At 65.3% G+C, this 24853-nt stretch carries 21 protein-coding genes; 15 read left to right on the top strand and 6 right to left on the bottom strand.

The window, feature by feature from the left end:
- Positions 1-7 precede the first annotated feature (7 nt).
- Together SPO_RS16185 and SPO_RS16180 are read right to left on the bottom strand one after the other, a co-directional pair.
- Positions 8-1102 (bottom strand): class II histone deacetylase, encoded by a 1095-nt coding sequence (locus SPO_RS16185; RefSeq protein ID WP_011048885.1) that lies wholly within the window; start codon positions 1100-1102, stop codon positions 8-10.
- 275 nt (positions 1103-1377) lie between these two features.
- On the bottom strand, positions 1378-3660 hold the full coding sequence (locus SPO_RS16180) for an adenosylcobalamin-dependent ribonucleoside-diphosphate reductase (RefSeq protein ID WP_011048884.1): 2283 nt from the start codon (positions 3658-3660) through the stop codon (positions 1378-1380).
- A gap of 131 nt (positions 3661-3791) precedes the next feature.
- On the opposite strand from SPO_RS16180, the gene SPO_RS16175 reads away from it, so the two are divergent.
- The gene (locus SPO_RS16175) at positions 3792-4223 is read left to right on the top strand and encodes a DUF1489 family protein (RefSeq protein ID WP_011048883.1); all 432 of its coding nucleotides are present in this window, start codon (positions 3792-3794) and stop codon (positions 4221-4223) included.
- 3 nt (positions 4224-4226) lie between these two features.
- On the opposite strand, the gene SPO_RS16170 is transcribed toward SPO_RS16175, so the two are convergent.
- Positions 4227-5099, bottom strand: a complete 873-nt coding sequence (locus SPO_RS16170) for a LysR family transcriptional regulator (protein WP_011048882.1) — start codon at positions 5097-5099, stop codon at positions 4227-4229.
- Between the two features lie 102 nt (positions 5100-5201).
- On the opposite strand from SPO_RS16170, the gene SPO_RS16165 reads away from it, so the two are divergent.
- The 6 genes from SPO_RS16165 (at position 5202) to SPO_RS16140 (ending at position 12922) form a co-directional block, all read left to right on the top strand.
- On the top strand, positions 5202-6653 hold the full coding sequence (locus SPO_RS16165) for an aldehyde dehydrogenase family protein (RefSeq protein WP_011048881.1): 1452 nt from the start codon (positions 5202-5204) through the stop codon (positions 6651-6653).
- A complete protein-coding gene (locus SPO_RS16160; RefSeq protein ID WP_011048880.1) occupies positions 6650-7630 on the top strand; it encodes a membrane dipeptidase in 981 nt (326 codons plus the stop codon). The genes SPO_RS16165 and SPO_RS16160 overlap by 4 nt, the downstream gene beginning before the upstream one ends.
- Before the next feature lie 5 nt (positions 7631-7635).
- On the top strand, positions 7636-9324 hold the full coding sequence (locus tag SPO_RS16155; RefSeq protein WP_011048879.1) for a hypothetical protein: 1689 nt from the start codon (positions 7636-7638) through the stop codon (positions 9322-9324).
- Positions 9321-9953, top strand: a complete 633-nt coding sequence (locus tag SPO_RS16150; RefSeq protein WP_011048878.1) for a DUF3726 domain-containing protein — start codon at positions 9321-9323, stop codon at positions 9951-9953. Before SPO_RS16155 ends, SPO_RS16150 begins: the two co-directional genes overlap by 4 nt.
- Positions 9954-9965: 12 nt before the next feature.
- The gene (locus SPO_RS16145) at positions 9966-10979 is read left to right on the top strand and encodes an Ldh family oxidoreductase (protein ID WP_011048877.1); all 1014 of its coding nucleotides are present in this window, start codon (positions 9966-9968) and stop codon (positions 10977-10979) included.
- Between the two features lie 107 nt (positions 10980-11086).
- Positions 11087-12922 (top strand): BCCT family transporter, encoded by a 1836-nt coding sequence (locus tag SPO_RS16140; RefSeq protein ID WP_011048876.1) that lies wholly within the window; start codon positions 11087-11089, stop codon positions 12920-12922.
- A gap of 89 nt (positions 12923-13011) precedes the next feature.
- On the opposite strand, the gene SPO_RS16135 is transcribed toward SPO_RS16140, so the two are convergent.
- Positions 13012-14415 carry a PLP-dependent aminotransferase family protein gene (locus tag SPO_RS16135; RefSeq protein WP_011048875.1) on the bottom strand — a complete coding sequence of 468 codons (1404 nt, stop codon included), beginning with the start codon at positions 14413-14415 and terminating at the stop codon, positions 13012-13014.
- A gap of 88 nt (positions 14416-14503) precedes the next feature.
- On the opposite strand from SPO_RS16135, the gene SPO_RS16130 reads away from it, so the two are divergent.
- Complete coding sequence (locus tag SPO_RS16130) at positions 14504-15211, top strand: GNAT family N-acetyltransferase (RefSeq protein WP_011048874.1); 708 nt, start codon at positions 14504-14506, stop codon at positions 15209-15211.
- On the opposite strand, the gene SPO_RS16125 is transcribed toward SPO_RS16130, so the two are convergent.
- Positions 15208-17241: a molybdopterin oxidoreductase family protein gene (locus tag SPO_RS16125; RefSeq protein ID WP_011048873.1), complete on the bottom strand. Its 2034-nt coding sequence runs from the start codon at positions 17239-17241 to the stop codon at positions 15208-15210. The two genes, SPO_RS16130 and SPO_RS16125, sit on opposite strands and share 4 nt — an antisense overlap.
- 238 nt (positions 17242-17479) lie before the next feature.
- On the opposite strand from SPO_RS16125, the gene SPO_RS16120 reads away from it, so the two are divergent.
- The 3 genes from SPO_RS16120 to rpiB all read left to right on the top strand — a co-directional run bounded on the left by SPO_RS16120 (position 17480) and on the right by rpiB (position 19943).
- On the top strand, positions 17480-18544 hold the full coding sequence (locus tag SPO_RS16120; protein WP_011048872.1) for a Hint domain-containing protein: 1065 nt from the start codon (positions 17480-17482) through the stop codon (positions 18542-18544).
- A 201-nt stretch (positions 18545-18745) separates the two neighbouring features.
- Entirely contained in the window at positions 18746-19366 is a 621-nt protein-coding gene (gene rpsD / locus SPO_RS16115) for a 30S ribosomal protein S4 (RefSeq protein ID WP_011048871.1), read from the top strand.
- A 127-nt stretch (positions 19367-19493) separates the two neighbouring features.
- Positions 19494-19943 carry a ribose 5-phosphate isomerase B gene (rpiB, locus tag SPO_RS16110; RefSeq protein WP_011048870.1) on the top strand — a complete coding sequence of 150 codons (450 nt, stop codon included), beginning with the start codon at positions 19494-19496 and terminating at the stop codon, positions 19941-19943.
- On the opposite strand, the gene SPO_RS16105 is transcribed toward rpiB, so the two are convergent.
- On the bottom strand, positions 19940-20398 hold the full coding sequence (locus SPO_RS16105) for an Lrp/AsnC family transcriptional regulator (RefSeq protein ID WP_011048869.1): 459 nt from the start codon (positions 20396-20398) through the stop codon (positions 19940-19942). The two genes, rpiB and SPO_RS16105, sit on opposite strands and share 4 nt — an antisense overlap.
- Before the next feature lie 105 nt (positions 20399-20503).
- On the opposite strand from SPO_RS16105, the gene SPO_RS16100 reads away from it, so the two are divergent.
- From SPO_RS16100 to SPO_RS16085, 4 genes are all read left to right on the top strand, one after another.
- Positions 20504-21919 carry an aminotransferase class V-fold PLP-dependent enzyme gene (locus SPO_RS16100; protein ID WP_011048868.1) on the top strand — a complete coding sequence of 472 codons (1416 nt, stop codon included), beginning with the start codon at positions 20504-20506 and terminating at the stop codon, positions 21917-21919.
- Positions 21920-21985: 66 nt separating this feature from the next.
- The gene (hisC, locus tag SPO_RS16095; protein ID WP_044028681.1) at positions 21986-23071 is read left to right on the top strand and encodes a histidinol-phosphate transaminase; all 1086 of its coding nucleotides are present in this window, start codon (positions 21986-21988) and stop codon (positions 23069-23071) included.
- On the top strand, positions 23068-23991 hold the full coding sequence (locus tag SPO_RS16090; protein WP_011048866.1) for a prephenate/arogenate dehydrogenase family protein: 924 nt from the start codon (positions 23068-23070) through the stop codon (positions 23989-23991). Before hisC ends, SPO_RS16090 begins: the two co-directional genes overlap by 4 nt.
- On the top strand, positions 23988-24848 hold the full coding sequence (locus tag SPO_RS16085; protein WP_011048865.1) for an extensin-like domain-containing protein: 861 nt from the start codon (positions 23988-23990) through the stop codon (positions 24846-24848). Before SPO_RS16090 ends, SPO_RS16085 begins: the two co-directional genes overlap by 4 nt.
- The last annotated feature ends 5 nt before the right edge of the window (positions 24849-24853 follow it).

Below are 24853 nucleotides of genomic sequence, written 5' to 3'. Positions count from 1 at the left end.
TCCAGGGTCACAATAGCTTTGCAACCATGTCGTCGATGAGCTCGGAATGGAACGCCTGCACGCGTTCGCCGGGCTGTTGCCCCATCACACGCTGCGCCAGCGGGTCGGCTGCGTGGATGGTCGATCCGGACATTTCCTCGAGCATCGCATGGCCGCAGAAGGGCACATACAGTTCGGAATACCCGCCTTCATGGGCGGCCACCAGCTTGCCGTCCGAAACCTGCATGACGCGCCGTGTCATTTCCCTGAACGTCTCCGCCGAGCACATCATCCGGGCGAGAGGATCGAAACCGCCCGCATCGAAACCGCATGCGATGATGACAAGATCGGCATCGAATGCCTTCAGCTTGGGGATGATCAGCCGTTCGGTCGCCTCGACATAGGCGTTGTGGCCGCAACCGGGGGGCAGGGGGATGTTCATGTTGAACCCGAGGCCGGCGCCCTTGCCCTGATCGTCGATGGACCCCGTGTCATGCGGATAGCATCTGTCCTGGTGGATCGAGATCGTCAGCACATCGTCGCGTTCGTAATAGATCGCTTCGGTTCCATTGCCGTGATGGACATCCCAATCCAGAACCGCGACCTTGCCCAGCAGCCCCTTGGCCTTGGCCGCTTCGATGGCGATGGCGATATTTGCAAGCAGGCAGAACCCGTTGGGCCAATCGGGCAGGCAATGGTGCCCGGGCGGCCGCGACAGGGCATAGGCGTTTCTGTAGCGGCCCTGCACAACCCCTTCGACGGCGTCGATCACCAGACCTGCGGACAGCATCGCGATTTCAAAGGCGCCCGGCCCAAAGGGCGTTCTCAGCCCCAGTTCGCCACCGCCTGAGTCGGACAGGCGGCGGAACTCGTCGATGTAAGAACGGGGGTGGACCCTGAGCACGTCCTCTATCGTGGCGCTGCCGCCCGTGACCATTTCCAGATCGCTGTGCAGTCCGGTGACCTCGATCAGGTTCTTCAGGCGCCGTTTTGTCTCGGGCGCCTCGGGAAGCCCGCCCGCCACCATGGGCTGTACCAGCCCGCCGACCGGCGCAAGCAGCGCATAGTTGCCTCCGAAATGCCAAAAGCACTTCTCGTTCGAGATAAATGCCGTTTTTCCCATGTGCCTTACCTCAGACAAGTATGTTTGCTTCACCGCAAGAGCTTCGCCAGAAAAGAAGGCATCTTTGGCGCAGTCGCGCAAGACATATCCCTGCGTGTCGAGCGCGCGCCGGTTGCCTGTCTTTTGCAAATCCCTTCCAGCAGGCTCTGACACAGGCCCAGAGTCAAACGGCCTCGGAGGGGTTCCGAGGCCGTTTCTTCATTCGATCTGCAAATTAACCCTTTGATCCGTTCAGGCCACGTCGCGTGACACGACACGATGGATCGGCGCGGGTCTCAGCCGCATTTGGAATGGCCGCAGCTGCGGCAGGTCATGCAGCCCTCGACCATCTGCATGTCGAACTGGCCGCAGCTGGGGCAGGCCTTGCCACGGGGCATGTCGCCATTCACCACTTGCGCCTGTGGGTCCGATTTCAGGCCCATGCCCTCGCCTTCGAGAAAGCCGATGGCAATCAAGTGCTGTTCGATCACGCCGCCGATGGCCGCAAGGATCGAGGGGATGTACTTGCCCTTGACCCAGGCGCCGCCGCGCGGATCGAACACGGCCTTCAGCTCTTCGACCACAAAGGACACATCGCCGCCGCGCCGGAACACCGCCGAGATCATCCGCGTCAGCGCCAGCGTCCAGGCGTAGTGCTCCATGTTCTTGGAGTTGATGAACACCTCGAACGGGCGGCGATGGCCGTTGATGATGATGTCGTTGATGGTCAGATAGATCGCGTGCTCGCTGTCGGGCCATTTCAGCTTGTAGGTATTGCCCTCGAGCGTCTGCGGCCGGTCCAGCGGTTCAGACATATAGATGACGTCGCCGCCCTCGGTCCCGTGCGGGGCGCTGGCGCTTTCACCCGGCGCCTTGTCGGCGCTTTCCGAGACTGTCAGGACCGAGCCCGTCACATCATTGGGGCGGTATGTCGTGCAGCCCTTGCAGCCCAGATCCCAGGCCTGCATGTAGACATCCTTGAACGCGTCGAACGAGATATCCTCGGGGCAGTTGATCGTTTTGGAGATCGAGCTGTCGATCCATTTCTGCGCCGCCGCCTGCATCCGCACGTGATCGGCAGGCGCCAGCGTCTGGGCGTTGACGAAATAGTCGGGCAGGGGGGCGTCGGCGAACTTGTCGCGCCACATCTGCACCGCGTAATCGACCACCTCTTCCTCGGTCCGGCTGCCGTCTTTTTGCAGCACTTTGCGGGTATAGGCATAGGCAAAGACCGGTTCGATCCCCGACGACACGTTGCCGGCATAAAGCGAGATGGTCCCGGTCGGCGCGATCGAGGTCAACAGCGCGTTGCGGATGCCATGGGTGCGGATCGCCTCGCGCACATCCTCGTCCATCGCCCGCATGGTGCCCGAGGCCAGGTATTTCTCGGCGTCAAACAGGGGAAAGGCGCCCTTTTCCTTGGCCAGCTCGACCGAGGCAAGATAGGCGGCGCGGGCGATGGCGTGCAGCCAGTCCTCGGTCTGCTTGGCGGCCTCGTCGCTGCCATACCGCAAACCCAGCATCAACAGCGCATCGGCCAGCCCGGTCACGCCCAGCCCGATCCGGCGCTTGTTCTGTGCCTCGGCGGCCTGTTCGGGCAGCGGGAACCTCGAGGCATCGACCACGTTGTCCATCATCCGCACGGCGGTGGCGACCAGCTTTTGCAGCGCTTCGGGGTCAAGTTCTGCCGCGTCTTCGAACGGGTTCGACACCAGCCGCGCCAGGTTGACCGAGCCCAGCAGGCAGGCGCCATAGGGTGGCAGGGGCTGTTCACCACAGGGGTTGGTGGCGGCGATGGTCTCGACATAGTTCAGGTTGTTGGCCGCGTTGATGCGGTCGATGAAGATCACGCCCGGCTCGGCATAATCATAGGTGGCCTGCATGATCTTGTTCCACAGGGTCCGCGCCTCGACCGTGTGATAGACCTTGCCGTCGAATTGCAGCTCCCACGAGCCGTCGGCCTTGACGGCCTCCATGAAGGCATCGGTCACCAGCACCGACATGTTGAACATGCGCAGGCGGGCGGGGTCGGACTTGGCACCGATGAACTGTTCGATATCGGGATGGTCGCAGCGCATGGTCGCCATCATCGCGCCCCGGCGGGAACCGGCGGACATGATGGTGCGGCACATGGCATCCCACACATCCATGAAGCTGAGCGGCCCCGAAGCATCGGCGGCCACGCCTTTGACATCCGCGCCGCGCGGGCGGATGGTCGAGAAGTCGTAGCCGATGCCGCCGCCCTGCTGCATGGTCAGCGCCGCCTCTTTCAGCATCTCAAAGATGCCGCCCATGCTGTCGGGGATGGTGCCCATGACAAAGCAGTTGAACAGCGTCACCTGCCGCGCGGTGCCCGCACCGGCGGTGATGCGCCCGGCAGGCAGATATTTGAAATCCTCCAGCGCGGTGTAGAATTCCCGCTCCCAGCGGTCGGGATCCTGTTCGACGCGGGCCAGATCGCGGGCGATCCGGCGCCAGCTGTCCTCGACCGTCTGGTCGATCGGGGTGCCGTCCGCCTGTTTGAAACGGTATTTCATGTCCCAAATCTGCTCGGCGATGGGGGCGGCGAAACGGCTCATCGGATGATTCCCTCGTGCTGGAAGAGGTATCCAGCTTAAACCAAATGTGAGGTGGGCCACAACTGCTTGATGCCGGCGAGGGGTGAGCTACAATATCAAGGTGGGTCTCGGGACGACTCTGTGGGAAAGCTGTGGATAACTACGTCAATCTGATCAAGCTCAGCGTCGGCTCGGAAAGTGTCGACAGCTTGGCCGAATGGCAGGCGACGCGCCGGGCGCAGACGCCGGACGGATTGCCGCGCCATGTCACCCGCATGTGGCCCAAGCGCGAGGGGGAGATCCTGAATGGCGGGTCGATCTATTGGGTGATCAAGGGGTTGATCCAGTGCCGACAGCGGGTGATTCGGATGGACGAGGTCACCGGACAGGACGGCACCCGCCATTGCGCGCTGGTGCTCGACCCCGAACTGCATCGCACTCACAGCACCCAGAAACGCCCGTTCCAGGGCTGGCGCTATCTGAACCCCGCTGATACGCCGCCCGATCTGCCCAAGGGGCGCGCCCAGGACGACGCGCTGCCCGAGGACCTGAACCGGGCCCTGGCCGAGATCGGGGTGATCTGAGCCTCAGCCGGTCCAGGGGCTGTGGCGCAGGATGTCGGCGAATTCCGCGACCAGTTGCGGGAACTGGGCCCGGGTGTGGATCAGCATCGAGACGCTGCGCTGCTCCTCCAGCCCGGCGATGGGGCGGAACACCAACTCTTTAGGCTGCACCTGCGCGACCGAGCGCGGCAGGATCGTCACCCATTTCCCCGTGCGCACCATCGCCAGCAGCGAATGGGTGTTGTGCACGGTGATCCGGGCCCGGGGCAGGGCGGCGCGAATCTCGGGCGCCTCGATCAATGCGCACAGGCTGTTGCGGATAAAGCCCGAGGCAAAGACCGCGTCGACATCGGGCAGCTGTGCCTGCTGCGCCAGCGGGTGCCCGGTGGCGCAGAGCAGGCCAAAGGCATCCTCGAACAGGGTCTCGCTTTCGACTCCGTTCAGGACCGGCTGGCCCGAGACGATGCCCAGATCGGCCTGCCCCTGCAACAGCGCGTCGACCACGCGCCCGGTATCCATGTCGCGCAGCTCCAGCTCCAGCGCTGGATGGCGCTGCATCATCGTCTCGATCGCGCCCGGCAGCGCCAGACCCGAGGCCGATGGGATCGAAGCCACCCTGAGCAACCCCTGCGGCGCCCGCGCCGCCGCTTCGATCGCCTGTATGGTGTCGTCGAACTGACGCAATTGCTGCTGGGCAAAGCGGAACACCTCTTGCCCCAGCGGGGTGAGGCGGTTCTTGCGCTCGTTCTCGAACAGGCGCTGGCCCAGATGTTCCTCAAGCTGTTTCAGGGTCATCGACAGGGCGGACTGGGTCCGCCCCATCCGCATCGCCGCATCGGCCAGGTTTCCGGTTTGCGCCACGGTGCTGAAACAGCGCAGCATCTCGATCTTGATCATGAGTTCAGGTTTTCTGAAATTTCTTTAAGAAGTTTAAGTTTGACCGATGTGGCGGGCAGAGTCCACCATGACCCAATTCATTCGAGGAACTGGGCCAGAAGCATGTCGGACACAAAACTCAATCTCATCGCGGGCGAATGGCTGGCGGGCGAAGCCGAAATCGAAAACCGCAACCCGTCGGACCTGAGCGATCTGGTTGGCATGTTCGCACAGGCCAGCGCCGATCAGCTTGACGCGACGCTGCACCAGGCCCGGCGCGCACAGGCGGAATGGGCCGCCTATGGGATGGAGCGCAAGCAGGCGGTGCTGATGGCCATCGGTACCGAGCTGATGGCCCGGGCCGAGGAACTGGGCACGCTGCTCAGCCGCGAAGAGGGCAAGCCGCTGGCCGAGGGCAAGGGCGAGGTCTATCGCGCCGGTCAGTTCTTTACCTATTACGCCGCCGAATGCCTGCGCCAGCTGGGCGAGAATGCCGATTCCGTACGTCCGGGCGTCGAGGTCGACGTGCGCCGCGAGGCGGTGGGCGTCGTTGCAGTGATCAGCCCCTGGAACTTTCCCACCGCCACCGCCTCGTGGAAGATCGCGCCGGCGCTCTGCTATGGCAATGCGGTGGTGTGGAAACCGGCCAATATCACCCCCGCCAGCGCCGTGGCGCTGACCGAGATCATTGCGCGCCAGGATATCCCCAAGGGCCTGTTCAGCCTGGCCATGGGCTCGGGGCGCAGCATCGGTCAACGGCTGGTGGAAAGCCCGCTGGTCAATGCGATTTCCTTCACCGGCTCGGTACCGGTGGGCAAGGGCATCGCATCCGCCGCGATCCAGAACCTGACCAAGGTGCAGATGGAAATGGGGTCCAAGAACGCGCTGGCGGTGATGGACGATGCCGATCTGGATCTGGCGGTCACGCTGGCGCTGGGCGGCGCCTTTGGCGGCACCGGGCAGAAATGCACCGCAAGCTCGCGGCTGGTGGTGCATGCCGCCATCCACGATGCCTTTGTCGAGAAGCTGGTGGCAGGCACACAGGCGATGAAGGTGGGCCATGCGCTGGCCGAGGGCACCCAGATGGGGCCGGTGGTGAGCCAGCAGCAACTGTCCGAGAACCTCGCCTATGTCGATCTGGGCAAATCCGAGGGCGCCGAACTGGCCTGCGGCGGCCAGCGGCTCGAAATGCCGCAGGAGGGCTATTACATGTCGCCCGGCGTGTTCCTGAACACCACCAACACCATGCGCATCAACCGCGAAGAGATGTTCGCGCCGCTGACCAGCGTGATCAAGGTCGGCAGCTATGACGAGGCGCTGAGCGTGGTGAACGACACCAATTTCGGCCTGACCTCGGGTATCGTGACCAAATCGCTGGCGCGTGCCACCCATTTCCGCCGCAACGCGCGCACCGGGGTGGTGACGGTGAACCTGCCGACCGCGGGCACCGATTACCATGTGCCGTTTGGCGGCCGGGGCGACAGCTCTTACGGGCCGCGCGAACAGGGCAAGGCGGCGGCCGAGTTCTATACCACGGTCAAGACCGCATACATCAGCGCGGGGGCACCACAATGAGCTATCGCATCGACGGCCTGCAATATGCCAACTGGTCGGAAAAGATCTTTCGCCAGCTGCGTGCGGGCAATGTCGATGCGGTGCATGTCACCATCGCCTATCACGAAAGCTTTCGTGAAACGGTCCTGAATTTCGAGAAATGGAACCGCTGGTTCGAACAATACCCCGACCTGATCATGAAAGGGCAATGGGCCAGCGACATCGACACCGCGCGCGAGACCGGGCGCACCGCGATCTTTTTCGGATTCCAGAACCCCAGCCCGATCGAGGACGATATCGGACTGGTCGAGATCCTGCACACGCTGGGCGCACGTTTCATGCAGCTGACCTATAACAACCAGTCGCTGCTGGCGACCGGCTGTTACGAGGCCGAGGATGCGGGCATCACCCGCATGGGCCGTCAGGTCATCAAGGAGATGAACCGGGTGGGGCTGGTGGTGGACATGAGCCATTCCGCCGACCGCTCGACCATCGAGGCCGCCGAGATCTCGGAACGCCCGATCGCCATCACCCATGCCAACCCGCATGACTGGGCCCCGGCCCTTCGCAACAAGCGTGACGACGTGATCCGGGCTGTGACCGAAAATGGCGGCATGCTGGGCTTTTCGGTCTATCCCCATCACCTGAAGGACAAGTCCGACTGCACGCTGGACAGCTTCTGCGAGATGATCGCGCGTACCGCCGAGCGGTACGGCGTCGACCATCTGGGGATCGGCACCGACCTGTGTCAGGACCAGCCCGACAGCGTGGTGGAATGGATGCGGACCGGGCGCTGGTCCAAGGAGATCGACTTTGGCGAGGGTTCCGCCAGCGCGCCGGGGCTTCCCCCGATGCCGCACTGGTTCGAGGACAATCGCGACTTTGGAAATATCGAGAACGGGTTACGCGCGACCGGCCTGAACAAGGACGAAGTGGCCGGGATCATGGGCGGGAACTGGTACAGGTTCTTTGCCCAGAACTTCGTCCCGCAAGGATAAGAGAGATGGACACCGCCCCGAACAGGCAAATCCAGCGCAGGGATCCGGCGACAGTCATGCGGCTGTCGCGTCTGGGGTCGCTGCATCAATGCCGCCTCAGCTTCATGCGCATCCTGACCCGGCGCATGGCGCGCGAGAACTGGAGCTTTTCCCGCCCCGTGTTCCGCATCGACGCCGCAGGGGTGGGGCATGCGGTCTATACCGCGCAGGGACCCGAACGGGCCTATTCTCTGGTGGCCTTTGCCCATGACCTGCCGCCCGAGATGCGCTCGGACCGGGTGATCGCCACCGCCTGGGACGCCACTTTCACCCTGTTCGACGGTATCCCGACCGAGGATGATATCGCGCGCCTGTCGCAGAACGTGCCGCTGCAAGAGGCGGGCCGGGTCAGCGAGTGCGAGATCTCGGTCAGCCGGGCCAACCGGTCGGTGCGGCTCTGGGCGCATGTGGTCGACGCGCTCGCAAGCGGGCAACAGCCCGACCGGGCCGAGATCGACAAGGTGGGCTATCTGATGCGCACCACCGCCGTCTATGGCTCGGGCAAGCTGGGGGCGGCGGATCGCGAGCAGATCGCCGACCGCCCCGAGATGCAGGTGCCGTTTCAGGCCGAGATGCTGTCGGTCTATCTGACCCGTGTTTTCGTGCGTGACCTGGTGCAGCACATGGCGCGGGCCAAGGGCGGCGAGAGCGCGGTTGATCTGGACCCGGCGCTGGCCCGGCGGATGGGCATCGGCAACTCCACCGGCCTGGGCATGGCGCCCTATATCGTCAACCACCCGGTCCTGTTCAACAACTGGGTCATGGCCCGGGAAGAGGCGATTGCCCGCGTGCGCAGCGTCGCCACCGCCAGCCCCGATGCGGCCGCGCAGTTTCGCCGGATGCTGAGGCGCAGCGAGGTCTCGCTGGGCCAGTGGCGTTCCGAACACCCGATCCAGCTGGAGAAACTGGGTGATCTGCGCCGCGATATGGAGGTGCTCTCGCGCCATGTGGCGGGGGATGACCTGCTGAACGATCACCCCTGGGACCGGCTGATGCGCTGGGCAGAGGGCGCGCTCAGCGAGGAGGGGCAGGAACTGGTCGCCTCGCTGATCCTGGAACCCTATCCCGATCTGGTGGACGGTCTGGACAGCTGCATGGCCGATGGCAACCCGGGTGCGTTTCGCATCGAGGGCGCCATGGCGATCTCGGAGCTGCGCGGCCTGATCGCCGCCAGCTACGCCTGGGCCTTTGATCTGGACTGGTCGGCGCCCGAAAACTGCGCCCGCGCCTGGTATGTGTCCGAGGAGAAGCTGGAACCGCGTCTGGGCGAGCGGTTTGACGAGCCGGTTGCCGAGTACGAGCAGCCGCTGGCCCCGGCCCGCGATGCGGCGGCGGCCCATGCCGCGCTGGCCGATTGGGACGGCGCCCGCCTGGTGGCCGAGTTCCTTCTGGCCCATCCCGAACACCGCCATACCGTGCGGCGTGCGCAGATGAGCCGTTTGGCCCCCTATGGCGAGATCCATGACAACACGATCAGCGCCTCGGTGCTGCCCATCGACATGCTGCGGGCGAAACTCGCCTTCTTTGGCGCCATCCATTTCGACCCGCGTTCCGACCGCTGGGTGCGGATCTGCATGTATTCCGGCGCCCCTTACCCCGAGGAGCTTTCGCCCGAAACGGCGGATGACTGGGTCTATCCCGAGGTTCCGGCATGAGTTTCTCCCTCAACGAGATCGAGGCCACCGCCAAGCGCGCCACACGCGGCGCGGGCTATCCCTGGGGCCTCGCCGAAGAGGCGGCCAAGGCCACCCGCTGGCTGGCCGCCCATGATCTGGACGCTTGCGCCGAGCTGGCCGGGCTGCTGACCCGGATCGACGGGGTGCCGCTTGCCGATCTTGCTCCCGAGCCGAAGGGCACGACCTGGGTCGCGTCGGGTGGAACGATGTGCCCGCTGGCGGCAGGGGCCGCGCTGTCGGATCGCGCGGCGCAGCTGCGCGATACGGGGATCCGTCTGGAACAGCTGGCCCGGCCCGCGCTACTGATGCCCTTTGCCGCGCTGATCGCGCAGCAGATCGGTCGCCCGGTCACGCTGCGCTGGGAAGGCGGCAGTGCCGTCACCGATGGCGTGGCGCTCGATCTTTCCGGCACGGCGCCGGACCTCGCGGCCTGGGTCGAGGTAAGCCCGGGTGGCCAGATCGACGCCGCGACGCCGATCCGCAGCCGCGCCCGACCTGCGCCCGAAGCCTGGGTCACCCTGAACCGCCTTGCCCATCGCACCTATGCCCCGGCAACCGAGGAATCCCGGTTGAAGGGCGCAGGCGCGGGACTTTCCGACAATGACTGAATCGAGGACGCCATGACCGAAACCCGCACCCTGAGCCTGGACGAGATTGAAGATCTGAGCTTTCGCGCATTGGTGGCCGTCGGCACCTCCGAGGCCAATGCCCGGCCGCTGGCCGTTGCCACCGCCGCGACCGAGGCCGACGGCATCGCCAGCCACGGCCTGCTTTATATCCCGATCTATTGCGAGCATGTGCAATGCGGCAAGGTCGACGGGCAGGCCGAACCCCGGCTTGACCGTCCTGCGCCCTCGGTGCTGACCGTGGATGCGGCGACCGGCTTTGCCCATGCGGCCATCGACCTTGGCTTCGACCAGCTGATGCCGTTGGCGCGCAGCCAGGGTGTCGCCGTTCTGGCGATCCGCAACAGCTATAACTGCGGTGTGCTGGGCTATCACACCGCCCGTCTGGCCCGCGCCGGGCTGGTGGGGCTGGGCTTTACCAATGCGCCTGCCTCGATAGCGCCCTCGGGCGGCTCGAAACCGGTGGTCGGCACCAACCCGTTCTCGCTAGCGGTGCCGGGCGAGGATGGCGAGCCGGCGATCCTGATCGACCAGAGCGCCAGCACCATCGCCAAGAGCGAGGTGATGAAACATGCCCGCGAGGGCAAGCCGATCCCGGTCGGCTGGGCGTTGGACGGCGAGGGCAACCCCACCACCGACCCCGAGGTCGGGTTGAAGGGCTCGATGGCGCCGTCCGGTGGCTACAAGGGGGTGGGTGTGGCCCTGCTGGTCGAGACCATGGCCGCCGCGCTCACCGGCGCCACGCTGGGCATCGACGCTTCGCCCTTTTCCGGCACGGCGGGCGGGCCGCCGCGCACGGGCCAGTTCTTTATCGCGATCGACCCGGGCGCGACCTCGGGGGATCGCTTTGCGCCGCTGGTCGCCAGGCTCGCCGCCGCCGTGCACGATCAGGACAACGCGCATCTGCCCGGCGACGGGCGCCGCGGCCGTCGCCTGCGCGCGCGTGCGCAGGGCGTTGCGGTCAACAGCGCCACTCTGGAGCGGATCGAGAAGATCATCGCGGCATAAGCGACATTTCAGACGTCGCTTATGCACCACAAACCATCGGTCCCGCGTCACTCTGACCGGCAAGGGATCGCTAGAATAGCAAAATTCTTGCGTCAGGGAGGGATCGCATGTCTATCAAACCACCATTCACCGACATCGAGGTCAAACGGGCCGCGTCCGGTTTCTACCAAGGGCATAGCGTCGAAATCGCTCTGTTCTCCAAGGCGATCATGGTCGGCCTTGTCCTTTGGGCCCTTGTCTGGCCCGCCAATGCCAACGGTGTGCTGGGCAGCCTGAACTGGCGCCTGCTGGAGGATTTCAACGTCTTCTACATCGTCATCGTCGGTTTCTTTGCCGTGTTCCTGTTCGTGCTTGCGGCCCTGCCGCAAACCGGCAAGCGGATCATGGGGCGGCCCGGCGAGGGGACCGAGTTCTCCAACTTCTCGTGGTTCTCGATGATGTTCGGCGCCGGTCTGGGCGTCGGCCTGATGGTGTTCGCCACCGCTGAACCGCTGGGCCTGTGGGGGTCGAACCCCGTCGTGGTCTCGGGCGCGGTTCAGGGCAATACCGAGGAAGCGCTGCAATCGGCCTATCGCTATACCTTTGCCCATTACGGCTTTCACGCCTGGGCGATCTATGTGGTGACCGGTCTGGCGCTGGCCTATTACGCCTATACGCGTGACATGCCGCTGACCATCCGTTCGGCGCTGACCCCGCTGTTCGGCTCGTTGATGAACGGGTTCCTGGGCCATGTGGTTGACGTGCTGGGCGTGCTGGCCACCATCCTGGGTGTGTCGGTGACCATCGGCTTTGGTGTCTCGCAGTTCATCGACGGCATGTATGCGATCACCGGTATGGAATGGATGATGGACATGACCGGCGAGGCCCCCGCACCCGGGACCGTCGGCCTGATCGCCGGTCTTGTGGTGATCATGGGCCTGTCGATCGTCTCGGCGGTGTCGGGCGTCGGTCGTGGGGTGAAATACCTGTCGAACCTCAACCTGGTACTGTCGCTGATCCTGCTGTTCACCTTCGTGCTGTTCGGCTCGTTCCTGTTTGCGATGACCACCTATGCCTCGGCGCTGGTGGATTACCTGCTGAACTTCCTCTCGATCAGCTTCGGCGCCTATGGTCCGCAGGATCCGGCCGCGTTTGTTGCCGCGCTGCCGGCCGAAGCCGCCCCCTATGCCGATGCGCTGCGCGGTGGGGCGACCAATGCCTGGGGCTCGTTCGAAGGGTTCAAATCCGGTCTCGAAGGCGAGGCGGCAGCCCTGTCCGACGAGGTTCTGGCCGCGGCCTATGCCGCGGGCGAGCCGGGCCGTCAGTTCGGCTGGCAGGCAGGCTGGACCACCTTCTACTGGGCCTGGTGGATCGCGTTCTCTCCCTTTGTGGGTCTGTTCCTGGCGCGTATCTCGCGCGGCCGCACGGTGCGTGAGTTCATCATCGGCTGCCTGTTTGCCCCGGCGCTGGTCTGCTTTGCCTGGATGACCATCCTGGGCGGCACCGCCATCGACCTGGAGCTGACCGGCGACGCCAATGGTGCCATCATCGGAGCCTCGAACACGGCCAAGCTGTTCGTGACCCTGGGCCAGATGCTGTCGGGCGGGTTCCTGTCGGCGATCACCATCATGTGCGTGGTGCTGATCATGACCTTCCTCGTCACCTCAGCGGACTCGGGCATCCTGGTGATGAACACGATCATGTCGGGCGGCGACCAGAATGTCGGCAACAAGCACAAGATCGTCTGGGGCGTGATCCTGACCGCGGTGATCGGCACGCTGCTGATCGCGGGCAAGACCAATGGCGGAGCCGACCCGATGGAGGCACTGAAAAGCGCGATGATCATCGGCGCCCTGCCGTTCACGGCGGTGATGGGGCTGATGTGCGTCTCGCTGGCCAAGGCGCTTTATCGCGATGGCAAGCGAGAGAAGCTGGGCCTTGCCGTGGGCGACCCGGCCGAATGAGCCATCAACCGGGCGGCCAGGTGCCGCCCGGCCTTGATCTTTGCAAACGGGCCTGTGCCGGATCGGCGCCGGCCCGTTTCGCGTCTGGCTCAGGCGTTTGCCAGCAGGTCGCGCAACGCATCCAGCGCCGGGGCCATCTCGACCTCGGAAAAGGCGCAGAACCCCAGGATCAGCCCGTTGCCGCGCCCGGGAACCGCGCAATAGCGCGACAGGGCCGACACGGTCAGCCCCGCCGCGCGCGCCCGTTCGGCCAGCGCCGCGTCGTCCAGATCGGGGCGCAGATGCAGCACCGTCTGCATTCCGGCCTGATGATCGGTGGCGCTGCCAAATTCGGCGAAATCCCTGGCCAGCCGATCCAGCAGAAAGCGCCGCCGTTCGCCATAGATCCGGCGCACCCGACGCAGATGCCTGTAGAACTCGCCGCTGGACATGAACTCGGCCAGTGCTTGCTGCGGCATCGACCCGGCCCGCACCCCGAACCGGAGGACAGTCTGGCGGAATGCGCCCAGCAGCGGTTCGGGCACGATCAGATAGCCCAGCCGCAGCGCGTTCGAGAAGATCTTGGAAAAGGAGCCGACATAGATGGTCCGGCTCAGCGGATCAAACCCGGCCATGGCGGGGATCGGGCGCCCGGCATAGCGGAACTCGCTGTCGTAATCGTCCTCGACGATCCAGGCATCGCCAGAGCGCGCCCAATGGGCCCAGGCGCTGCGGCGGCTGGGCGACATGGCGCCGCCCAGCGGATACTGATGCGAGGGGGTGAGCACCGCGAGCCGGGGCGTCTCGACCGGTGGGGGCAGGGTGGCGCCCTGTTCGTCGAGCGGCAGAAAGACCGGGCGCAACCCCTGCGCGCGGGCAAAGCTGCGCAACGGCGCATAGCCCGGATCCTCCAGCGCGATGGTCTCGCCGGTTCGTGACAGGCTGCGCATGCACAGTTCCAGCGCATCGGTGGCCCCGGCGGTGATGATGATCTGCTCGGGCGCGGCCACAACCCCGCGCCAGTCGCGCAGATGCGCCGCTATGGCGCCGCGCAACGCAAGATTGCCAAAGGCGTCGGTGGTGGTGAACATCGCCTGCGGGTTGGACCGGCAAAGCCGCGCCACCGTGCGCGCCCATTGCCGGTAGGGAAACAGCCGCATGTCCGGGGTGCCCGCCACAAAGGGGCGCGCGCTGGGGGGGGACGCCTCGGCCCTGGCCGGACGTGGCCGGGCGGCGGCGGGCGCGGCCTCGACCTCGCCCATGGCGCAGACCACATGGCCCGAACCCTGACGCGCGCGCAGATAGCCTTCGGCCACCAGCTGTTCATAGGCGATCACCACGGTCGAGCGCGACACCCCCAATTCCACGGCCAGAACCCGGGTGGGCGGCACCGCGGTGCCCTCGGGCAGGTCGCCCGTGCTGGCACGGGCGCGGATGGCGGCACAGATCTGTTCAAACACCGGCACCGGTCCGGTCCGGTCGATCGAGATGGCGGGCCACGAGGTTTGGGTCATGAAATTGGTTTGCCTTGTTATGCACTTTTTGGAGGTTAACGGTTGACCGCTTCGCGGGCAAACAAAGAGAAACACAGGAGGGCCATAGATGGCGATACGCAGGAACGAGTTGGGCCAGCCGATCGGGGCGGCGCTGCCGCATTGGCGGGGATGCCCAAGACCCGAGCGGCAGCGGATGGAGGGAAGCTTTGCCCGGCTGGAACCCTTGTCGGCGGCCCGTCACGGGGCCGATCTCTGGCACGCTTTCGCCGCTGATACCGAGGGGCATGGTTGGACCTATCTGCCCTTTGGCCCGTTTGACGATCAGGCCGGCATGACGGCTTTTCTCGAGGCGATGAGCAAGACCGAGGATCCACTCTACTTCGCCATTTGCGACAGGGCCAGCGGGCGGGCGCAGGGCATCGCCAGCTATATGCGCATCCAGCCCGAGCATGGGGTGATCGAAGTCGGCGGCATCGCCTTTGCGCCGGTTCTCCAACGCAGCCGGATGGCGACCGAGGCGATGTTCCTGATGATGGCGCATGCCTTCGATACACTGGGCTATCGCCGCTACGAGTGGAAATGCGATGCGCTGAACGCGCCGTCGCGCCGCGCGGCAGAGCGGTTTGGGTTCAGCTATGACGGCCGGTTCGAGCAGGCCATCGTGTACAAGGGCCGCAATCGCGATACGGCCTGGTATTCGATCCTGAATCGCGACTGGCCCAAGCTGCGGCAGCGCTTTGTCGATTGGCTGGCGCCAGAGAACTTCACCTCCGACGGCCAGCAACGCAACAAATTGGGCGTAGGCCGGGCTTAAGCCCGGCTTACCTCCACAAATGTCTCGTTATAGCATGCGCCCCTTTCGATATCGGTGCGGATATCCGAGGGGATCAGCGCGTTTACCGTCTGCCCGGTAGCCGAGCTTTCGCGCCAGGTGCCCTTGGGGCTGTAAAGCACGCCGGGCCGGGTGGCGTCGGTGATCTTCACTCGCAGCTCCACGGCACCGCGCCCGTTGCGCAGCACCACCGGGACGCCATCGTCCAGCCCCAGCCGTGCCGCGTCCTCGGGGTGCATCTCGACCATTTCGGGGTCAAGGCTGTCCGCATGGCTGCCAAAGGTGGCGTTGGTCCGTTTCGACGAGCTGGGCGTGATCAGGGTAAAGGGCAGGTCGGGCGCCACCGGGTCATGGCGCGGCAGGCCGCAGCCGAACCGATCCTCCAGATCCTGGCTGAACAGCTCGATCCGGCCCGAGGGCGTGGCGGGCACCACCGTGTCGCACATCACCAGCGGCGCGCCTGCGGGGTCCGTCATCTCCAATGCGCGGTCGATCGGCAATTGGCTGGGCGCATGGCCCCTCAAACGCGGGTCGGTGCCGTCCATCGCCTGGTCCATCAGCGCCGCGTCGCTGTCGCGGAACTCGGGGCCGTCATAGCCGAACCGGGCGGCCAGCCTGCGAAAGATCTCGGTATTGGGCAGGCTCTCGCCCACCGGGGCGATCACCGGTTCGGCCCGTTGCAGATAGGTCTGCCCATAGGCGCCATAGATGTCGTCGAACTCGAAATGGCTGGCGGCGGGCAGGATCACATCGCAAAACGCCATGCTGTCGGTCATGGTCACATCGGCGCCAGCGATGAACAGATCGGGCCGGCTGAGCGCGCGGATCATGCTGGATTGATCCGGATGCGTGGCCACAGGGTTGTGGTTGTAGATCATCAGCGCCTGAACCGGCGGGTCGAGCGTCTCGTCCAGCAGATGCGCCGCAACGTCGACGATGTTGACCACCCGCGTGCCGGGCTGTTTCAGATGATCGCCCTGCAACTTGGCCGAGGTGCGCGGAAAAGCGAGGCCCGGCTTGGCGATCACCCCGGCGCCGGGCCGCCCGTGCTGGCCGGTCAGTGCGTTTAGCGCCATCGCCGCGCGCAATCCGGCTCCGCCCGAGCGGCCCCGCTCGATCCCGTTGCCCAGCGAGGTCGCCATGGTGCGCGCCTCGGCGATCCAATCGGCCAGCATGTGGAACGCGACCGGGGTCAACCCGCAATGCTGCACCACCGCCTGGACATCATAGCCGCGCGCCGCCGCCAGATACTGGTCGGCGCCCAGCACCCAAGCGTCGATAAAGGCATGATCGAGCGCGCCGCGCCGCTCCAGCTCTGCCGCCAGCGCCATCGCCAGAACCACGTCCGAGCCTGGCTTGATTTGCAGATGCAGATCGCATTGCTCGGCCAGCTTGATCCGGCGCGGGTCGATCACCACCACCCGGCCGCCCGCCGCGCGCACCCGTTTCAGCACGCGCATCAGATGCAGGTTCGAGACGGTGACGTTGTTGCCCCAGACCAGCACCAGATCGGCCTGTTCCGCCTGCTCGGGCGGCATGCCGGGGGCAGCGCCGAAAAGGCTGGTATAGGCGGTGCCGCGCACGCCGCCACAAAGCGGCCCGCGATCCAGCATCGTCGCCCCCATCCGGTAGAAGAAACGCCGGTCCATCGAACCGCCCGCCAGCTCTCCATGCGGGCCGGCATAGTTCAGCGGCAGCACCGATTGCGGCCCATGCGCGGCAATCGCGCGCGTGAACCCCTCGTGGATCAGATCAAGCGCGGTCTCCCAGCTGATCGATTCATAGGCGCCGGTTCCGCGCGGGCCGGTGCGCCGCAGCGGTCGGGTCAGCCGCCGGGGACCATGCACGAAATCAGGATAATAGCGCGCGACCTTGTTGCAGATGACCCCGGCGGTAAAGGGATTGGCGTCAGAGCCGCGCACCTGCGTGATCCGGCCATCCTTGACGGTGACGCTCAGACTACAGGTGTCGGGGCAGTCCAGCGGGCAGACAGAGGGCAGGGCGAGAGTCATCTTGGTCTCCGGTCAAATCTCAGGAGGCTCAGGATAGATGGACAGGACTGGTTAAAAACGGCCAAAACAGATAAATTCAAGAAGACCAATCTTGAGCAGAGACCCGCCACCCTGTCCGATCCAGCCAGTGTGCGGCCTTAAGAACACGTTTTAAGAGACTGGAAACAAAGTTCTTCCCCTGTCGGCGAATATTTGCTACCGAAAAGTTAATAAAAAAACTGAGGCAGGCAGACGGTAGATGAAAACGGGCTTTCGTGGCACGTTCGTCATTTCCTGGTCGCAAACGGATTTGGATGGTCTTGAGGGGGCTCCCCTCGACGCGCTTACCGCGGGGGCGGTATGGTCATGGCGTGGTGAGACCGTGCAGGTTGACGGGCCCACGGGCGTGTTGCGGCTGGACCGGGCGGACGGAGAAGAGGCGCTGCGCAAACGCGCGGCCCGCAAGGTCAGGCGTTTGGTGGGGGCTGCGGTGCAGCATCGCACCGATGTCGAGGCGATCGAGGTCGAGGATCCGCTGATGGACCAGGCCTTTGTGGTCACCAATGGGGCGCAGAGCTATACCATTACCGTGATCGAGACAGGCAACGGCGCACCGCCGCTGTTGATGTTCATCGACGAATTGCCGCCGCGCAATACCGATCTGTGGGTGGTGCATCACAACCTGAGCGCCGCCGATCCGGTGCCGGGTGCGCGCGAACGCGGCGGGGTGATCTGTTTCACGCCCGGAACCCGCATCGCCACACCCACCGGGCCGCGCCTGATCGAGGAGCTGCGCGAAGGCGACAAGGTACAGACCCGCGACAGCGGTCCGCAGGAAATCCAGTGGATCGGCCAGCGCCGGATGACCGGCGCGCGCCTGTTCGTGATGCCGCATCTGCGCCCGATCCGCATGCGGGTGGGCGCGCTGGGCATCGACCGGCCCGATGCCGAATTGCTGGTCTCGCCCGAACACCGGATGCTGCTGCGCGGCCCCGCCGCCCAGGCACTGTTCAACAGTAACGAGGTGCTGGTGCCCGCGCGCGATCTGGTCAACGACAGCACGATCACCGTGGATCTGACCCTGCGCGAGGTGACCTATGTGCATCTGCTGCTGCCCAGTCACCAGATCCTCTGGGCAAACGGGATCGAGACCGAGAGCTTTCATCCCGCCAATGCGGCGCTTTCGGCCCTGGCCGAAACCGACCGGCGCCGCCTGTTGCAGCGCATGCCCGAGATCGAGGCCGACCCCTATCTTTACGGCGGCTTTGCCCGGCGCAGCCTGACCCCGACCGAGGCAGCGCTGATGATGCACGAGGCGGCGTGATCGCCCGGCCAGATGCGCGGGCGGTCTGTTCCGCGCATCGCCTGCAAAACCCCTGTTGACTCCAACCACTGCGCGGCTATAAGCGCGGCTTCATTGGTGTTGGTGGCTCCCGCAAGGGATCGCCTGTCATGCCGCAAGGCAAGAGGACAACGCCCTTCATAGTGGCCCCTGGGGCCTCGACCATAACGAAGGAGATCAGCCGTGACCAAACGCACGTCTGCCAAGTACAAAATCGACCGCCGGATGGGCGAAAACATCTGGGGTCGTCCGAAATCCCCGGTCAACCGCCGCGAATATGGCCCCGGCCAGCACGGCCAGCGCCGCAAGGGCAAGATGTCCGACTTCGGCCTCCAGCTGCGCGCCAAGCAGAAGCTGAAAGGCTATTACGGCGACCTGACCGAAAAGCAGTTCCGTCGCATCTACGGCGAAGCCGAGCGTGTGAAGGGCGACACCGGTGAAAACCTGATCGGCCTGCTCGAGCGCCGCCTGGACGCCGTCGTCTACCGCGCCAAGTTCGTGCCGACCGTCTTTGCCGCCCGTCAGTTCGTGAACCACGGTCACGTTCTGGTCAACGGCAAGCGCGTCAACATCCCCTCCTACCGCGTGAAAGAGGGCGACGTGATCGAGGTGCGTGAGCGTTCCAAGCAGCTGGCCTCGGTTCTCGAAGCCGTGTCGCTGGCCGAGCGCGACGTTCCGGACTACCTGGAAGTCGACCACTCGAAGATGACCGCCACCTTCGTCCGTACCCCCCACCTGGGCGATGTGCCCTACGCGGTGGTGATGGAACCGAACCTGGTCGTCGAATATTACGCCAAGAACTGATCCGTTCAGCTCTTGCGAATTCCGGAAGCCGCGCAAATTCTGCGCGGCTTTCTTTTGTCCGGGTTGACCCTGTCGGTCCCTGTGGTATCGCGCCGCTAAAGCCCTTGAGCAACCGGAGCCTGCCGCCATGACCGCCAGCAAACGTATTGTCCTGTCCAGCGATCACGCCGCCATCGACCTGCGTCGCGCGGTCGCCGACCATATCTCGGCACAGGGCTGGGAGGTGGTCGATATCGGCCCGCAAACCACCGAAAGCACCCATTACCCCAAACATGGCCGCGCGGCGGCAGAGCGGGTCGCCTCGGGCGATTGCAGCCTTGGGATCATTCTGTGTGGCACCGGTCAGGGCATCATGATGGCCGCCAACAAGGTTGCAGGCATCCGCTGTGGTGTCTGTTTCGACACGTTCTCGGCCCGGATGATCCGCATGCACAATGACGCCAACATGCTGTCGCTGGGCGCGCGCGTGGTGGGCGAGGGGCTGGCGCTGGATATCGTCGATGCGTTCCTGTCGGCGGAATTCGAAGGTGGCCGCCATGCGACCCGCGTGGACATGATCGAAACCCCCGAGGGCTAAAGTGGCAGCGGCCGCCCCTCGGCAATCGCTTCCATTGCGAAATAGCTGGTGACGCTGTCCAGTTCGACCTTTTCGATAAGCCGCTGATAGACCTTGTCATAGCTGGCCATGTCACGCGTCACCACCTTGAGCTGATAGTCGTAATCGCCCCCGATGCGGTGGAAATCCACCACTTCGGGGATGGTCAGCACATGGGTGCGGAATTTCTGCAGCCACTCGGCCGAATGGTGCCGCGTGCGCAGCATGACGAAGACCACCAGATCCAGCCCCAGTTTCTCGCGCGCGACGCGAGCGCTCGACCCTTTGAGCACGCCCTCATCCGTCAGCGCCTTTAGGCGCCGCCAGCAGGCATTCTGCGACAGCCCGACCCGGTCGGCCAGGTCCCGCTGGCTGAGCGAGGCATCGCGTTGGAGCTCTTTCAGCAGCCTCGTGTCGATATGGTCGATTTTTCTCATAAAAACTATCAAATGACACAAGATTACAGAAAATCAACTAAGATAAGGTGAGTTTTACTCTGATTTCTTAGGTCAATCTGCCCTCACCAGCAGGAGACCGCAGATATGACCCTTTCCCAGTTCCGCAATGTGATCGAAGCCGATGTCCGGGCCGGGCGCCTGGCCGATGGGTTGATCGGCGAAAAGATCATGATCCCCGGCCTCAACGGCGATGTGCCGCTGGTCTATGCCGACTATGTCGCCTCGGGCCGGGCGCTGCGGCAGGTAGAGCAGTATGTGAGCGAATATGTGCTGCCCTTCTACGCCAACAGCCATACCGAGGCGTCTTATTGCGGGGCCTATATCACCGGCCTGCGTCGTGCCGCCCGGGCCGAGATTGCCCGGCTGGTCGGTGCTGCCGAGGATGACGCGGTGATCTTTGCCGGGTCTGGTGCGACTGCGGGGCTGAACCGGTTGGTCAGCCTGCTGGGCATCGCCCAGGCCGCGCGCCCGGTCGTGTTCATCGGACCCTATGAGCATCACTCCAACATCCTGCCCTGGCGCGAAAGCGGCGCCAAGGTCGTCGAGATCCCCGAGGCGCCCGAGGGCGGGCCGGACCTGGTCGTGCTGCAAACGGCGCTGCGTGCACACGCGGGCAGCGACCTGATGATCGGCGCCTTTTCGGCGGCTTCGAACGTGACCGGCATCATCACCGACACGGTGCCGGTGACCCGCCTGCTCAAGGCGCATGGCGCGCTGTCGATCTGGGATTATGCGGGCGGTGGCCCCTATCTGCCCATCGACATGGGCGAGGGCGGGCTGCGCAAGGATGCCATCGTGGTCTCGCCGCACAAGTTTCCCGGCGGCCCTGGCGCCTCGGGCGTTCTGGTGGTCAATCGCGGCGCGGTGCGGCGGGACGTGCCGACCTGGCCCGGTGGCGGCACGGTCAGCTTTGTCTCGCCCTGGGGGCATGACTACAGCCCCGACCTGGCCGCGCGCGAAGAGGCGGGCACCCCCAACGTGATCGGCGATATCCGCGCCGCGCTGGCCTTTGTCGTCAAGGACGCGGTGGGCGCGGACGAGATCGCCCGGCGCGAGGCGCACTATAACGCCATGGCATTGGAGGGCTGGGCCGGTAACCCGCATCTGATCTTGCTGGGCACCGACAAGGGCCACCGGCTGCCCTTCTTCTCGTTCCAGGTGCGCGACGGTGTTGGCCGCCCGGTGCATCAGCAGCTGTTCACCCGGATGTTGAGCGACGTGCATGGCATTCAGGCGCGGGGCGGCTGTGCCTGCGCCGGCCCCTACGGGCACCGGCTGCTCGGGATCGACCGGGCCACCTCCGAGGCGCTGCATGCCGATCTGGCCGCCGGGCGTGAGATGCACAAACCCGGCTGGGTGCGGCTCAACTTCTCCTACCTGATGGACGAGGCAACCGTGCGCTTCATCATCGACGCGGTGAACGACCTGTCGCGCCGGACCGGGGACTATGTGCCGCTCTATCAGGGTGACCCGGCCACCGCGCGCTTCAAGGCCGCATGAGGGAATTGCGTCTTTTCTCAGCCGGATGAGACCGGTATGAGGGGCTATTCTTCAGGAGCGCCCCGCATGAACCAGTTCACCCCGCAGCCCGGCATCATGGACATCGCCCTCTATCAAGGCGGCAAGGCCCATGTGGACGGCGTGGCCAATGTGATCAAGCTCAGCTCGAACGAGAACCCGCTGGGCCCCAGCCCGGCGGCGGTCGAGGCGATCCGGGCCACCGCGGCGCAGGCGCATCGCTATCCCAGCACCGACCATGCCGAACTGCGCGCCGCCATCGGCGCGGTGCACGGGCTGGACCCCGACCGCATCATCTGCGGTGTCGGCAGCGACGAGGTGCTGCAATTCGTGGCCCAGGCCTATACCGGCCCGGGCGACGAGGTGATCCATACCGAGCACGGGTTCTCGATGTACCCGATCCTGGCGCGGATGGCGGGGGCGACCCCGGTTCAGGTGCCCGAGCGTCAGCGCGTCGTCGATGTCGATGCGATCCTGGCAGCCGTCAACGACCGCACACGATTGGTGTTCCTGGCCAATCCAGCGAACCCCACCGGCACCATGATTTCCGAGGCCGAGGTGACCCGGCTCGCCGATGGTCTGCCGGGCCATGTGCTGCTGGTGCTTGACGGGGCATATGCCGAATTTGTCGAGGGGTTCGATGGTGGCGCCGCGCTGGTTTCGGCCCGCGACAATGTCATCATGACGCGCACGTTTTCCAAGATTTACGGGCTGGGCGGGCTGCGCATCGGCTGGGGCTATGCGCCGCGCGAAATCATCGACGTGCTGAACCGTATCCGCCAGCCCTTTAACCTGTCGACCATGCAGCTGGCCGCGGCCGAAGCAGCGGTGCGCGATCAGGACTGGGTCGCCCGCTGCCGCGATCAGAACACCACATGGCGCACCTGGCTGGCCGCGCGGCTGGCTGAACTGGGCGTGCCCTCGGACGTGTCCTGCGCCAATTTCATCCTGGCCCGTTTCGCCGACCAGGGTGAGGCCGAGGCCTGCGATCTGTTCCTGCAATCGCGCGGCCTGATCGTACGCCGGGTGGCGGGGTACAACCTGCCGCAGGCGCTCAGGATCACGGTGGGGGACGAGGCTGGCTGCCGCGCCGTGGTCGATGCCGTGCGCGCCTTCAAGGAGGCGCGCGCATGAGCCCGGTCTATGACCGTGTCGCCCTGATCGGTCTGGGCCTCATCGCCTCGTCGATGTTCTGGGCGATCAAGCGCGCCGGTCTGGCGGGCGAGGTGACGGGATTTGCCCGCTCCGAGGCGACGCGGGACACCGCGCGCCGGATCGGCCTGTGCGACCGGGTCTGCGAAAGCGCTGCCGAGGCGGCCGAGGGTGCCGATCTGGTGGTGCTTTGCGTGCCGGTTGGGGCGATGGGACAGGTTGCGGCCGAAATCGGTCCGGTGCTGAAACCGGGCGCGACGGTGTCCGATGTCGGCTCGGTCAAGCGCGCGGTGATCGACGCGGTGGGGCCGCATATTCCCGAGGGCGTGCATTTCGTTCCCGCTCACCCGCTGGCCGGGACCGAGCATTCGGGGCCGGAATCTGGCTTTGCCGAGCTTTACGACAATCGCTGGTGCCTGCTGGTGCCGACCGAGGGCAGCGACCCGCAGGCGGTGGCGCGGTTGCGCGCGCTGTGGGAGGGCATGGGCGCCAATGTCGAAGAAATGGAGGCCGATCATCACGATCTGGTGCTGGCGGTGACCAGCCATGTGCCCCATGCCATCGCCTATACGATGGTGGGGGTCGCCGACCATCTGCGGCGGGTGACCGAAAGCGAGGTCATCAAGTACTCGGCGGCAGGGTTTCGTGACTTTACCCGCATCGCCGCGTCCGACCCGACCATGTGGCGCGACGTGTTCCTGAACAACCGCGAGGCGACGCTGGATATCCTGGGCCGGTTCACCGAGGAGCTGTTCATGCTGCAACGCGCCATCCGGATGGGCGACGAGACCTATCTGTTCGACTATTTCACCCGGACACGGGCGATCCGCCGGGGCATCATCGAGGCGGGTCAGGACACCGACGCCCCCGATTTCGGCCGGGTCAAGGGCAAGCCCGCATGACCGGGCGCGGGCGTATCCTGTCGGCGCTGGTGCTGGCGATCTGGGCGCTGCCACTGGCGGCCAATGCACCAGCCCGCTCGCTGCGCCCGCTGCTTCGCCCGGTGGCTGCCGACCCGGTGGTCGAGGCCGCCATCGCAGCGGCGACCGAAGAGGCCGCCGCCTCGGTTGCAGTCACCCGGATGCGCCCAAACCTGCGTCCGCCTTCGGAACAGGAGATTCTGGCCGCGGCCACACCGCCGGTTCCGGGTGATACCGGTCTCGGCCTGTCGCCGCGCCCCGAGTTGCGCCCCAAAGAGGTGGAAGAGCGCGCGCTGTTCGGCCGCAAGAAACGGATGAAGGGCGCGGTCTGCGGCAACCCGGATATTCAGGGCGCCTCGGCCGGCAATGTGCCGGGCAAGATCAAGGGCTGCGGCATCAAGGATGCGGTGCGGATCACCTCGGTCTCGGGCGTGCGTTTGAGCACCCCGGCGGTGATGGATTGCCGAACCGCAGAGGCGTTGAACCACTGGGTCGCGCGCAGCGTCAAACCGACCTTTCGCCGGCGCGGCCCGGTGGTCGAACTGCAGGTTGCCGCGCATTACGCCTGCCGCACCCGTAACAACCAGCGCGGCGCCAAGATCTCGGAACATGGCAAGGGCCGCGCGATCGACATCTCGGCCTTTGTGATGAACGATGGCGAGCGGATCACCGTTCTCGAAGGCTGGAAACGTGGCGCCACCCGCAAGATGTTGCGGCAGGTGTGGAAAGAGGCCTGTGGCCCGTTCGGCACCGTGCTGGGCCCCGAGGCGGACCGCTTTCACAAGGACCACCTGCATATGGATACCGCCCGCCACCGGGGCGGCCCCTATTGCCGCTGAAGTAG

The sequence above is a fragment of the Ruegeria pomeroyi DSS-3 genome, assembly GCF_000011965.2.
GTDB classification, from domain to species: Bacteria; Pseudomonadota; Alphaproteobacteria; order Rhodobacterales; family Rhodobacteraceae; genus Ruegeria_B; species Ruegeria_B pomeroyi.
The sequence above is the reverse complement of the archived record's forward strand: the minus strand, read 5'-3'. Positions and strand labels throughout refer to the sequence as shown.

Bases quoted from the DNA above. Each gene is read 5' to 3' on its own strand.
- SPO_RS16185 (WP_011048885.1), bottom strand. From the start codon at position 1,102: ATGGGAAAAACGGCATTTATCTCGAACGAGAAGTGCTTTTGGCATTTC.
- SPO_RS16180 (WP_011048884.1), bottom strand. From the start codon at position 3,660: ATGAGCCGTTTCGCCGCCCCCATCGCCGAGCAGATTTGGGACATGAAA.
- SPO_RS16170 (WP_011048882.1), bottom strand. From the start codon at position 5,099: ATGATCAAGATCGAGATGCTGCGCTGTTTCAGCACCGTGGCGCAAACC.
- SPO_RS16165 (WP_011048881.1), top strand. From the start codon at position 5,202: ATGTCGGACACAAAACTCAATCTCATCGCGGGCGAATGGCTGGCGGGC.
- SPO_RS16160 (WP_011048880.1), top strand. From the start codon at position 6,650: ATGAGCTATCGCATCGACGGCCTGCAATATGCCAACTGGTCGGAAAAG.
- SPO_RS16155 (WP_011048879.1), top strand. From the start codon at position 7,636: ATGGACACCGCCCCGAACAGGCAAATCCAGCGCAGGGATCCGGCGACA.
- SPO_RS16150 (WP_011048878.1), top strand. From the start codon at position 9,321: ATGAGTTTCTCCCTCAACGAGATCGAGGCCACCGCCAAGCGCGCCACA.
- SPO_RS16145 (WP_011048877.1), top strand. From the start codon at position 9,966: ATGACCGAAACCCGCACCCTGAGCCTGGACGAGATTGAAGATCTGAGC.
- SPO_RS16140 (WP_011048876.1), top strand. From the start codon at position 11,087: ATGTCTATCAAACCACCATTCACCGACATCGAGGTCAAACGGGCCGCG.
- SPO_RS16135 (WP_011048875.1), bottom strand. From the start codon at position 14,415: ATGACCCAAACCTCGTGGCCCGCCATCTCGATCGACCGGACCGGACCG.
- SPO_RS16130 (WP_011048874.1), top strand. From the start codon at position 14,504: ATGGCGATACGCAGGAACGAGTTGGGCCAGCCGATCGGGGCGGCGCTG.
- SPO_RS16125 (WP_011048873.1), bottom strand. From the start codon at position 17,241: ATGACTCTCGCCCTGCCCTCTGTCTGCCCGCTGGACTGCCCCGACACC.
- SPO_RS16120 (WP_011048872.1), top strand. From the start codon at position 17,480: ATGAAAACGGGCTTTCGTGGCACGTTCGTCATTTCCTGGTCGCAAACG.
- rpiB (WP_011048870.1), top strand. From the start codon at position 19,494: ATGACCGCCAGCAAACGTATTGTCCTGTCCAGCGATCACGCCGCCATC.
- SPO_RS16105 (WP_011048869.1), bottom strand. From the start codon at position 20,398: ATGAGAAAAATCGACCATATCGACACGAGGCTGCTGAAAGAGCTCCAA.
- SPO_RS16100 (WP_011048868.1), top strand. From the start codon at position 20,504: ATGACCCTTTCCCAGTTCCGCAATGTGATCGAAGCCGATGTCCGGGCC.
- hisC (WP_044028681.1), top strand. From the start codon at position 21,986: ATGAACCAGTTCACCCCGCAGCCCGGCATCATGGACATCGCCCTCTAT.
- SPO_RS16090 (WP_011048866.1), top strand. From the start codon at position 23,068: ATGAGCCCGGTCTATGACCGTGTCGCCCTGATCGGTCTGGGCCTCATC.
- SPO_RS16085 (WP_011048865.1), top strand. From the start codon at position 23,988: ATGACCGGGCGCGGGCGTATCCTGTCGGCGCTGGTGCTGGCGATCTGG.